Consider the following 12,431-nt stretch of genomic DNA (forward strand, 5'->3'; position numbering starts at 1 on the left):
GGATAATTCATCGGCTGCGCTAATGGCGCACTAAGACTGGGGCGCCAGGCGCTCCTCCAGGGCGGCCAGCTCGTCCCACAGCACTGCGGGCAGCCGGTCGCCCAGCTTCTCGTAGTGCGCCTTGATGGAGTCCAGCTCGCCCCGCCAGTCGTCGCCGCTCACCGAGGTCAGCGTGGCCAGGTCCTCGGGGGACAGCGCGAGTCCCTCGGCGTTAAGCGACCCGGGCGCCGGGACATTGCCGATCGGGGTGGAGACCACCTCGGCCCCCCCGGCGATCCGCTCGCAGATCCACGCCAGCACCCGGCTGTTCTCGCCGTAGCCCGGCCAGAGGAACTTGCCGTCCGGCCCCTTGCGGAACCAGTTGACGAAGTAGGCCTTCGGTAGCTTCTCGGGGTCGGCCTTGGCGCCGACCGCCAGCCAGTGGGCGAGGTAGTCGGCCATGTTGTAGCCGCAGAACGGCAGCATGGCGAAGGGGTCCCGGCGCACCTGGCCTACGGCCCCCGCCTGGGCGGCGGTGGTCTCCGAGGCCATGATCGAGCCCAGGAACACGCCGTGCTGCCAGTCGAACGCCTCGGTCACCAGGGGCACGACACCGGCCCGCCGGCCGCCAAACAGGATGGCCGAGATGGGCACGCCGGCGGGGTCCTCCCATTCCGGGGCGATCACCGGGCACTGGGCGGCGGGCGCCGTGAAGCGGGCGTTGGGGTGGGCGGCGGTGCCCGAGCCGTCGCCGGGCGACCACGGCTTGCGCTTCCACGAGGTGAGCCCGTCGGGGGCGTCGGTGCCCATGCCCTCCCACCACACGTCGCCGTCGGCGGTGAGCGCGGTGTTGGTGAACAGGCTGTTGGTCTCGAAGGCGCGCATGGCGTTGTAGTTGGTGGCATCCGAGGTGCCCGGGGCCACACCGAAGAACCCGGCCTCGGGGTTGATGGCGTAGAGCCGACCGTCGGCGCCGAACTTCATCCAGCAGATGTCGTCGCCCAGGCACTCCACCTTCCAGCCCGGCAGGGTGGGCACCAGCATGGCGAGATTGGTCTTGCCGCACGCGGAGGGGAAAGCACCGGTCACATACGACACGACACCGTCGGGCGAGGTCAGCTTGACGATGAGCATGTGCTCGGCCAGCCACCCGTCCTCTCGCGCCATCACCGAGGCGATGCGCAGGGCGAAGCACTTCTTGCCCAGCAGGGCGTTGCCGCCGTAGCCCGAACCGTAGGACCAGATCTCCTTGGTGGCCGGGAAGTGCACGATGTACTTGTTCTCGGCGTCACACGGCCACGACACGTCGGCCTGCCCGGGCTCCAGGGGCGCCCCCACCGAGTGCAGGCAGGGCACGAACTCCCCGTCGGGGCCGAGGACGTCGAGGGCCTTGGCCCCCATCCGGGTCATGATCCGCATGCTGACCGCGACGTAGGGCGAGTCGGTGATCTCCACGCCGATGTGGGCGATCCGGGAGCCGAGCGGCCCCATCGAGAACGGCACCACGTACATCGTCCGGCCCAGCATCGACCCGGTGAACAGCCCCTTCAGCAGCTCCCGCATCTCCGCCGGGTCCCGCCAGTTGTTGGTGGGGCCGGCGTCACCGGGGTCCGCCGAGCAGATGAAGGTGCGGTCTTCCACCCGGGCGACGTCGCCCGGATCGGAGGCGGCCCAGTAGCTGTTGGGCCGTTTGGCCTCGTCGAGGCGGGTGAAAGTGCCGGCCTCGACCAGCAGCCCGCACAGGCGGTCGTACTCCTCGGCCGAGCCGTCGCACCAGTGCACCGCGGCGGGCGTGGTCAGGGCGGCGACCTCCTCCACCCAGGCGAGGAGGGTCTGGTTGGCGGTCAGGGACGTAGAGGTGTCGGTCACGGTCGCTTGTCCTTGTCTCAGCGCGGGTGTGGGGTCGCTTCGGGGGAGCGCAGCGAATAGTACAACCCTAGAACGCGACCCGTCCGGGCCCCGGTGGTCGGGGTCCGGACGGAAAGCGCTCGATGCCGGCGGACGTATGGCCGACTTACTCGCAGCCCGGGCTACTCACCCTTCGGGTTGCGCTTGCGGCTGATCAGGACGAGCACGCTGCCGGTGGCCAGCAGCATCAGGGCCAGCAGGCTGGTGGCGACGGCATTGAAGCCGGTGAAGGGCAGCAGCGCGTGGGTGACAGCCGGCACGACCTGGTCAATGGTGCTCGGGCTTGGTTGCCGGTTGAACTGCTCGCCGAGCACGTCGCTGCCCGGGTTGCCGTTCGTCTGGACCGTGCTGTTGCCCTGGACCGTCGGGCACCCGGTGACCTCGAGCTCCGCCGAGTCCTGGGCGTCACCCGTGTTGGTGCTCGAGGCCGTGGCGTGGTTGTCGTAGGTGCCGCAGCTGGACGGGCCGGTGTCGCTCACGACGTGGACGGTGAAGCTGCCGCCGTCCGGGTCCAGCCAGGACTGGGTGCAGGTGAGCGTGTCACCGGTGATGGAGCACCCGGCCACCGGGTTGGCGATGGTCCACGAGATGCCGTCGCCGTCAGGCAGCGGGTCCACCAGCTTCGGGTTCAGCATGCCGTCGTCACCGGTGTTCTTCACCGTGATGGTGAAGCCGATCTGGTTGCCCTCGGTCACCGACTTGTTGTCGGCGTGCTTTTCAACCGACAGGGCGGCGCACTTGATGTGGATCTCGGCCGAGTCCTGGTCCGAGCCGCCGTTGGTGCTGGTGACCTTGGCGGTGTTGTGCAGGGTGGTGCACTCGGTCTGGTAGGTGGTCGGGCTGATGACGTGGACGGTGAAGCTGCCGCCGTCCGGGTCCAGCCAGGGCTGGGCGCAGGTGAGCGTGTCATCGGCGATGGAGCACCCGGCCACCGGGTTGGCGATGCTCCAGTGGATGCCGGTGCCGGTGGGCAGGTCGTCGCTCAGCCTGGGGTTGAGCAGGCCGTCCTCCCCGGTGTTCTTGACGACGATGGTGAAGCCGATCTGCTCACCCCGGCTCTCAGGGTTGTCGTCGGCCTTCTTGGTCACCGTGATGTGGGCGCACTTGATGTGGATGTCGGCCGAGGACTCGTCCGATCCGCCGTTCTCCGAGGTCACCCGGGCGGTGTTGTGCAGCGTGTCGCAGAACGCCAGGTAGCTGGTGTCGGAGACGACGTGGACCGTGAAGTGGCCACCGGCTGCCAGGGCGGCCCGGGTGCAGGTGAGGGTGTTGCCCGAGATCGAGCAGCCGGGCACCGAGCCGTCGATGGTCCAGTGGATGCCGGGTGCGGTGGGCAGGTGGTCGGTCAGCACGACGTCCGTGGCCGTGGTGCCCCCCGAGTTCGACACCTCGATGGTGAAGCCGATCTGCTCACCGGCGCTCTCCGGGTTGTCGTCCGCCTTCTTGTGGACGTGGATCTCCGGGGGGTTCGACGGGCAGACGACGGTGATGACCGCCTGCGAGGTGGGGTCGCCGGCCTGGTTGAGAGCGCCCACCGTGACGGTGTTGACCAACATCCCGCAGTTGGCGGCCGCGGTGGTGCCCGAGACCACCACGGTGAGGCTGGCCCCCGAAGCCACGTCGCCGAAGGAGCAGCTGAGTGTCTGGGTCAGGCTGCCCGTGATGGTGCACGGGTTGCCGGCCGGCTGCGAGGTGACCGTCCAGGTGATCCCGCCCGGGAGCACGTCGGTCAGGGTGACCCCGTGGGCGGTGCCGGGCCCGCCATTGGCGACCACGATGTTGAAGGCCGCGGTGCCGCCGGCGTTCACTGTGGCCGACACGGCGGTCTTGGTGACCGTCACATCCGGGCACAGGATCTCGAGGGAATCCGTCGAGTTGCCGGACCCGTCGTTGGACGAGCTGATGAAGGCCTCGTTGGTGATGGTGGTGCACGTCCCCGGGGCGGTGCGCGAGGTCAGGTGGATGACCGCCGTGCCACCCGGCGCCAGGTCACCGATCGTGCAGGTCAGCAACGCAGTGCCGGAGTTGAAGGTGCATGAGCCCTGCGAGGTGGTCGCCGTCCAGGAGACTCCGGCCGGGGACACCAGCGTGTCGGTCACGACGACACCGTGGGCCGCCCCGGCCCCGGTGTTGGTTGCCGTGATGGTGAACCCGATCGGGTCACCGGCGGACACCAGGTGCTGGTCGGCCGTCTTCAGGACGTTGACGTTGGCGCAGTTGACCTGGATGGTGGCGCCCGAGGTGGGCTGCGTGGTCTGGTTGGTCGCTGTGACGGTGACGTTGTTGACCAGCGGGCCGCAGTCGGTCTTGGTGGTCGGTGCAGACACGATGACCGTGAAGGTGACGTTCGGCCCGAAGGTACCAAAGGCACATGTCAGCGAGCCGCCCTGGATCGAGCATGCCGGCACGGGGGATTGGAACTGAATCTGCCACGCGAGGTTGCCCGGCAGCGGGTCGTTGAGGGCCAGGCCGGAGGCGTCTCCCGGGCCGGCGTTGGTGATCTGGATCTGGAAGGCGGCGGTGTCACCGGCATTGATCGTGCCGGTGACCGCGGTCTTGGTGACTCCCACATCCGGGCACAGGACGTCGATGGAGGCCGACGAGTTGCCGGAACCGTCATTGGTCGTGGTGACGAAGGCCGTGTTGTTGAGGGTCCCGCAGCTGACCTTCGTGGTGGGCGAGGTCAGGTGGATGGTGGCCGATCCGCCGTTGGCGGCCAGGTCACCGATCTCGCAGGACAGGAAGGCGCCGTTGACGAGGCCGCACGAGCCCTGGCTCGGGGCCACCGACCAGGAGATGCCGGCGGGCGTCTCCAGGGTGTCGGTGACCAGGACGCCATGCGCAATGCCCGAGCCCGAGTTGACCACATCGAGGGTGAACCCGATCGGGTCGCCGGCGGACACCGGCGTGGAGTCGGCGGTCTTGGTGATGCCGATGGAGGCGCAGTTGACCGTCACGATCGCCGACGACACGTCGTTGCGCTCGGCCGCGTCCGTGTTGGGCTCGTTGGTGGCGTGCACCCGGGCGGTGTTCACCAGGGAACCGCAATTGGCTGCCGAGGTCAGCGCGGCGACGGTGACGGTCACGGAGGTGCCGGCCGCCAGGGTACCGAAGGTGCAGTTGAGGACACCGGCGGTGATGGCGCACGGGGTGCCGGCGGGCTGGGTGGTGATGGTCCAGCTCAGGCCGGGGGGCAGGGTATCGGTGGCCGTCACACCCGCCGCCGACCCCGGGCCGTTGTTGAACACGACAATGGTGAAGGCGGCGGTGTCGCCGGCATTGATCGTGGCGGTGACCGCGGTCTTGGTGACCCCCACGTCCGGACACTGGATGGTGATGGACGCCGCCTGCGAGCTGCCCGAGCCGTCATTGCCCGACGTGATGAACGCCGTGTTGTCGATCGTGGTGCACGAAGCGGCGTTCGTCGGGGACGTCAGGTGGATGGTGGCCGTGCCGCCGTTGGCCGCCAGCGTGCCCAGGGTGCAGGTGAGCAGGCCGGCGACGATGGTGCAGGACCCCTGCGACGGCGTGGCGGTCCAGATCACCCCGGCCGGCGTGGTCAGCGTGTCGGTGACGGTGACGGTGGTTGCTTGGGCGGCGCCGGTGTTGGTGGCGGTGATGGTGAAGCCGATGGGGTCGCCCGCCGAGACCACGGCCTGATCGGCCGTCTTGACCACCCCGACGGCGGCGGCCAGCGTGCTCACGGTGGCGGTGGACTGCCCGCTGCCGTCATTGCCGGTGGCGGCGGTGGCGGTGTTGGTCAGCGTCCGGGTGCCGGTGGCCCCCGTGGTGGGCGAGGTGATGTGGATCGAGACGCTGGCCCCCGAGGCGATGGTGCCGAGGCTGCAGACCAGGGTCTGGGCGGGCGCACTCCCGTTGATGGTGCAGCCCGGGGCGGAGTTGGGGACGTCGATGCTCCAGCTGACCCCCGGTGCTCCCGGCAGCGGGTCGTTCACGGTGACGGTGGTGGCCGGGGCGGCGCCCGAGTTGCCCACCTGGATGGTGAACCCGATGGGGCTGCCGTCGGCCACCGGCGAGGCGTCGGCGGTCTTGGTGATGCCGATCTGGGCGGCGAGGGTGTGCACCGTGGCGGTGGCGGTGTCGCTCCCGTCGTTGGTGGTGGTCACCGAAGCGACATTCACCAGCGTCTGTGTGCCGGTGGTGCCGTCGGTGGCGGACGTGATGTGGACGTGGGCGGACGCCCCCGACCCGAGCGTGCCGAAGTTGCACACCAAGGTCTGGCTGGGGGCCGTGCCGTTGATGGTGCAACCCGGTGTCGAGTTGGCGGCGTCGATGACCCAGCTCACGCCGGGGGCGGCGGGCAGCGGGTCGTTGACCGTCACCGCGGTGGCGGCGGCCGCCCCGGTGTTGGTGGCGGTGACGGTGAAGCCGATGGGCATGCCGTCGTTCACCGGGTCGGCGTCGGCGGTCTTGGCCAGGGTGATGTGGGCCGCCCGGGTGTCCACCGTGGCAGTCGCCGAGGCGCTGCCGTCATTGGTGGTGGTCACCGAGGCGACGTTCACCAGGTGGCTGGTGCCGGTGCTGGCGTCGGTCGACGAGAGGATGTGGACGCTGGCCGAGGCGCCCGACGCCAGGGTCCCGAAGCTACAGTGCAGGACCTGGCTGCCGACCGCACCGGTGATGGTGCACGCCGCGTTGGGCGGGTCGATCACCCAGTTGACCCCGCCGGCGGCGGGCAGCGGGTCGTTGACCGTGACGCCGGTGGCGTCGCCCGCCCCGGTGTTGGTGGCGGTGACGGTGAAGCCGATGGGCATGCCGTCGTCGACCGGCGTGGCGTCGGCCGTCTTGGTAAGCGTGATGTGGGCGGCGTTCACCGTGAGGACCTCAGCGGTGCACGGACTCACGGCTGGGAGATTCTTGCCACCTGTGGCGCCGTCCCCGCTGTAGGCGGCCTGCCAATAGAAGGTGCCGGCATCGGGGAAGGCGATGTTCGAGGTCGAGGGCACGCTGCCGTCGCCGTTCAGCGTGACGGTCTGGGTGGCGATGGCGCTGGCCGGGGTGCAGGCGCTGTTGGAGAACACGGTGTAGGTGACCGAGCCCGCCGGGGTGCCGGCCGTCTTGGTGAGGACCGCGGTGTCGCTGACCGAGGCCCCGGCCGAGACCGTCAGGTGGGTCCCGGACTGGGAGCCGCTGGAAAGCGTGGTGGCGACCGTGGGGGTCTTGCAGTTGCTGAAGCTGATCGGGCCGGCGAAGTCCTCCAGGCTCGAGCTGAAGCTGGTGGAGGTGCGGGTGTGCGGCAGGAAGGTGCTGAAGCACCCGGTGGCGAACCCGGCGGCGGCGAGGTCGATGCCGCCCTCCAGGAACTCGTTGGTATCCAGGGTGGCGGTGAAGTTCCCGTTGACGTCCCGGCAGGCCCAGCCACCACATTCGATGGGGCCGCCCGAGTTGACCTGCACGCTGACCGCGCTGGTGGAAGCCAACACGTAGTTGGCGGTGGTGCTGACGCTGGGGTCGCAGATGACCCCGTCCGGGCCGGCGGCGGTGCCGCACTGCCAGCGGAAGATATTCACGGTGCCCAGCGCGCCCCCGTTGCCGAAGTCCACCGCCACCAGGAGGTCGCCCTCGGTGCGGTGGCCGCTAAAGGTGCCGCCCCCCGCCGGGGCACACCCGTTGGAGTCGGCATTCGTCGAGATGGGCGACTGCAGGAACTCGAAGTCCACGTGGCTGTCGCCGTTGTTCACCACCCGCTCGGCGCCGAAGAAGATCTCGTTCACCGTCTGCGAGACGTGGGAGACGGCGTAGACGTCGCTCAGCTCGCTCTTGGCGGGGACTTGGCCGGCCCCCCAGGTCATCGAGCTGATCGGATCGGCATTCTTGTTGCTGCCCGTAAAGGTGGTCGGGTCGGCGGCCTTGGTCGAACAGGTGGTGTTGTCAGTGCTCAGGGGGTCCGGGATGAAAATGGCGTTGGGAATGGAGGGGTCACTGGCGGCGGCCGGCGTCAGGTGGGGCGGCAGTGGGGGGGTGGTGGTGCCCTGGTAGGTGCCGCCATCGAAGATGCCTCCCGAGCCGCTCCGGCTGATGACGGTGCCCGTCGTCACGGTGGTGCCCGTAACGTTCAGGGGGCCGCTGTTTGCCCAGTCATAGACCCCACTGCCGTCCTTGATGATGTTGCCGTCGAGTTCGAGGAAGTTGGAGGGCGCGGAGAAGGCCGACGGCAGGAGGGCGGCCAGCAGCCCGATGATGACGATCCGGACCATACGCGACTTGTAAACCTTGAGCCGGTACGCCCGCCGCCGGTTGATCCGAACACCGGCCTGGGCGTCGACTGAGGGCACCTGCTCGTCTTCGTACATGTTCACGGACTCCCCCTAATACCGCGTCGATGCCGGTCGCCCAGCCGGAGACGGACTAGTCCGCGTCGGCTGAGCAAAATTGCCTAGCAGTGGTCTCGTCGGGAAAACGAGGGGACTTAAGCCCAATGAAAGAATCTTCATAAGGAATTCTGTGACCGGATCACCACTCTGGGTGAGCGCAGGCGCGGGAAAAGACTCAAGTCACACCTTCTCGACGTCACTCAACGATGATGAGGGCGCTCATCTGCTTGGGATGTATGGAGCAGTAGTAGGTGTAGGTGCCGGGCTGGGTGAAGGTCCGGGAGAAGTTCGACCCCACCTTGAGGGTCCCGGAAGTGAACTTCCCGTCCGCTTTGACCGCGCCGGTGGCGGTGTTGTCGCTCCCCGAGGTGACCGTGTGCTGCGACGGCCCCTCCTGGTACCAGATCACCGTGGTGTTGGACCGGATGGTGAGCCGGGTGGGCGAGAAGGCGAAGTCGGCGACGTTGATGCGCTGGTTCAGCACCGGAGCGGTGGAATGGCCCGGCCGGGCGCTGGCGGTGGGGGGGGCGCCGGCGAGCACCCTGGTCCCGGAGGTCGCCGAGGTGCCGGCCTTGGGGGGCCCCGACGAGCAGGCGCTCGCCATCATCACGACGACGGCCACAGCCCCCAGCGCACCCCGTGTAGCCCGCACCCGGCCCCCTAGACGCGCGTTGTTTCGGCGTTACCGGCTCGGGGGGCGGGATTCGAACCCGCAACCTACTGATTAACAGTCAGCCGCGCTGCCGTTGCGCCACCCCCGAACGAGCCCCGAAGGGCTCAAACGAGCATAGCATCGGCCCCCGGGACCGGAGAGGTGGGTCAGGCCCTCCACTAGCCCGCCTTCTATCACTTCCATAATATGACAGTAGCTATGGCCCGGTCCCGTGGTGCCAGATTCTTACATTCCCAGGTCTTCCCAGGATCAGGCTTAGTGAGGGTGCGGATGATCGTGGGACGCCGACCGGTGCCCGAGGGGGTGGCCCTCTCAACAGCCGGGCTCGCCCGGGTGGCCGCAGCACCGATTGGCGATGATCCGGGCGCGCCACCGGTTCCGGACCAGTTTGCTCAGGTATTCGCCGCGGGGCATCCCCGGCTGGTGCAGATTGGAAATAAATCCCTGGAGGTGCTCCCGGAATCCCGGGGAGCTCACTCGAGGAAGTCCCGCAGCTTCTGGGAGCGGGAGGGGTGGCGGAGCTTGGACAGCGTCTTGGACTCGATCTGGCGGATGCGCTCCCGGGTGACGCCGAACTCGCGGCCCACCTCCTCCAGGGTACGGGGCATCCCGTCGTGCAGGCCGAAGCGCAGCTGGATGACCTTCTTCTCCCGGTCGGAGAGCGTGTGCAGGACCGACTCGAGCTGCTCCTGCAACAAAATAAAGGACGCCGCATCCAGAGGGACGACGGCGTCGGAATCTTCGATGAAGTCGCCGAGATGGGAGTCCTCCTCCTCACCGATCGGCGTCTCCAGTGACACGGGCTCCTGCGAGACCTTGAGGATCTCCCGGACCTTGTCCGGGGTCATCTCCATCTGCTCGGCCATCTCCTCGGCGAGGGGCTCCCGGCCGAGGTCCTGCAGGAGTTGGCGCTGGACCCGGACCAGCTTGTTGATGGTCTCCACCATGTGGACCGGGATCCGGATGGTGCGGGCCTGGTCGGCGATGGCCCGGGTGATGGCCTGGCGGATCCACCACGTGGCGTAGGTCGAGAACTTGTACCCCTTCTTGTAATCGAACTTCTCGACCGCCCGGATGAGCCCGAGGTTGCCCTCCTGGATCAGGTCGAGGAAGAGCATCCCCCGGCCGACGTAGCGCTTGGCGATCGACACCACCAGGCGGAGGTTGGCCTCGACCAGCTTTCGTTTGGCGAGGAGCCCGTCCCGCACGATCCGCCGGCAGATCTCCCGGGCTTTGTCGTTGCTGAGCTTGGTGGACTGCACCTCGAGGTTGGAGCGGATGGCCAGCTCCCGGGCCCGCTCCGGGTTGAAGTGCTTGGTGTCCTCCAGCATCTCCTCGGCGAAGAGGCCGGCTTCGATGCGCATCGCCAGGTCGACCTCCTGCTCGGCGGTGAGCAGCGGGACCTTGCCGATCTCCTTGAGGTACATCCGCACCGGGTCATTCGTCGGAGCCTTGAGGAGCTCGGGGTCCCGGCGGAAGTCCTCGACGTCGTCCGACTCGCCGCCCGGCTCGCGGTCCACGACCTCGATGCCCTCCTCGGCGATCACCGAGTACACCCCGTCCACCTGCTCGGCGGAGAGGTCCAGGACGCCCAGGGAGTCGGCGATCTCGTCGGCGGTCAGCCAGCCCTTCTCCTTGCCGCGGGCGACCAGCTCACGGATCTCATCGAGATGGCCGTCCTTCTCGGCTCCCGGTGCCACAGCCACGCCCTCATCGGTCATCGAAGCGCCTCCGTTGTTCTTCTAAACGCAATAGCTCGCGGTACGTGGCGTCGTAGTTGTCGGGGTCTGCGTTGGGATCGAGCCGCCCGAGTGTAGCCTGCAAAGCAGCGATCTGCCGCTCGAGCAGGGTCTCCGCCAGTCTTAAAAAGACCTCATCGACGGCCTCGGTGGTGACGGTGGTCAGGGCCAGTTCGGCGGCCAGGCGGCGGGAGGCGTCGTCCGGAAGGGCGTCCAGCGCCGACGCCCCGGTGCCCGAAGTCGCCAGCAGCGCCTGGAGCACCACCCGGTGCTCGGGGGTGGTGAAGTGCTCCTCGGTCAGCCACTCCCGGACCCGGTGCAGCGTGCCCGGGCTGTCCAGCAGGAGGGCGAGGGCCTCCCGCTCCAGGCGCAGCTGGCCCGAGCGCCGGGGGGACACCCGCGGGCCGCCGGCGTCGCGGCCGGGCGGGCGGGCCAGCTCGGAGATCTCCTGCTGCACCTGGCGGGCGTCGACGGCCAGGGCCCTGGCCATCCAGAAGGCGTACTCGCCCCGCACGATACGGTTGGGCTCCCGGGCGATCATCGCCGCCAGCGCCTTCAGGGCGCGGGCCTTGGCCTCCGGGGTGTCGGTGCGCTGGCGGGCGAGCTCAGTCTCCAGCATGAAGGCCAGGAGCGGCACGGCGGCGCCCAGGGTGGCAGCGACCGCCTCGGCGCCGTCCTGCAGCGCCAGGTCGGCCGGATCCTTGCCCGCGGGCAGGAGGGCGACCAGCACCTGGAGGCCCACCTTCTCGTCGATGCCGAAGCCCCGCTCGGAGGCGAACGAGCCCGCCGCGTCGGCGTCGAAGGCCAGCACGACCCGGTCGCAGAAGCGCTTGAGGGTGGCGAAGTGGTCCTCGCCCAGCGCGGTGCCGCACGTGGCCACCGCCGTGCGCACCCCGGCGTGGTGCAGGCCCATCACATCGGTGTAGCCCTCGCAGACCACCGCCTGGCCTTCGCGCACGATCTCCCGCTTGGCCCGGTCCAGCCCGTAGAGGAGCTTGGACTTATGGTAGAGGGACGTCTCCGGGGAGTTCAGGTACTTCGGGGGCTCGTCGCCCAGCGCCCGGGCGCCGAAGCCCACCACGTCGCCCGCCAGGTCGGCAATGGGGAAGGTGAGGCGGCCCCGGAAGCGGTCCCGGTGCTCGCCCTGCTCGGTGACCAGGGCCAGGCCGGCATCGACGATCTGCTGGGGCGAGAACTTGGCGGCCAGCAGGTGACGGTAGAGCGTGTCCCGGCCCGCCGGGGCATAGCCCAGGCCCCAGGCCTTGGCGTCCTCCGAGGTGAAGCCCCGACCCTCGACGTAGCGCCGGGCGGCGGCGGCCTCCGGGCTCTGGAGCAGGAGGCCGGCGAAGTACTCCTGGGCGGCTTTGGTGGCCTCCATGAGCCGCCGGCGGCCCCCCTCGGGGGCTCGTTGGCCCGCGCCGGTGCCCGGTTCCGCCCGGAGGGTGATCCCCACCCGGCCGGCGAGGCGCTCGGCGGCCTCGGGGAAGGGCAGGCCCTCAATGTCCCGGAGGAAGGTGAACACGTCGCCCCCGGCGTGGCAGCCGAAACAGTGGTAGAGCCGTTTGGCCGGGTCCACGGTGAACGAGGGGCTCTTCTCCTGGTGGAACGGGCAGAGCCCCTTGAAGATGGCGCCTGCCTTGCGCAGCTGGGTGTAGCCGGAGATCACCTCGACGAGGTCGGCCCGCTCACGGACCTCGTTGACGTCCTCCTGCAGGTAGCGCCCGGGCATCAGCGGGCGGGGGCGGGGCGGGGGCGGGCCGGGTTTGGGTTCTGGGGAAACTTTGCCGTCGTTTTGAC

5 protein-coding genes and 1 tRNA gene are annotated in these 12,431 nt (G+C 69.1%); all 6 read right to left on the bottom strand.

Translation table 11 applies throughout. From position 1 onward, the window contains the following. Window positions 1-30 precede the first annotated feature (30 nt). The 6 genes from VFW71_15325 to dnaG all read right to left on the bottom strand — a co-directional run bounded on the left by VFW71_15325 (window position 31) and on the right by dnaG (window position 12,363). A complete protein-coding gene (locus VFW71_15325) occupies window positions 31-1,848 on the bottom strand; it encodes a phosphoenolpyruvate carboxykinase (GTP) (protein HEU5004133.1) in 1,818 nt (605 codons plus the stop codon). 161 nt (window positions 1,849-2,009) lie between these two features. Then, window positions 2,010-8,201, bottom strand: coding sequence for a hypothetical protein (locus VFW71_15330; protein HEU5004134.1), 6,192 nt, complete (start codon window positions 8,199-8,201; stop codon window positions 2,010-2,012). 217 nt (window positions 8,202-8,418) lie between these two features. Continuing rightward, the gene (locus VFW71_15335; GenBank protein HEU5004135.1) at window positions 8,419-8,874 is read right to left on the bottom strand and encodes a plastocyanin/azurin family copper-binding protein; all 456 of its coding nucleotides are present in this window, start codon (window positions 8,872-8,874) and stop codon (window positions 8,419-8,421) included. Window positions 8,875-8,911: 37 nt separating this feature from the next. Continuing rightward, window positions 8,912-8,983: transfer RNA gene (locus VFW71_15340), tRNA-Asn, on the bottom strand. Window positions 8,984-9,368: 385 nt separating this feature from the next. Next, window positions 9,369-10,616: an RNA polymerase sigma factor RpoD gene (gene rpoD, locus VFW71_15345; GenBank protein ID HEU5004136.1), complete on the bottom strand. Its 1,248-nt coding sequence runs from the start codon at window positions 10,614-10,616 to the stop codon at window positions 9,369-9,371. After that, window positions 10,606-12,363 (bottom strand): DNA primase, encoded by a 1,758-nt coding sequence (dnaG, locus tag VFW71_15350; GenBank protein ID HEU5004137.1) that lies wholly within the window; start codon window positions 12,361-12,363, stop codon window positions 10,606-10,608. The genes rpoD and dnaG overlap by 11 nt, the downstream gene beginning before the upstream one ends. Window positions 12,364-12,431 lie beyond the last annotated feature (68 nt).

Source organism: Actinomycetota bacterium (assembly GCA_035765775.1).
GTDB lineage: Bacteria > Actinomycetota > CADDZG01 > JAHWKV01 > JAOPZY01 > DASTWV01.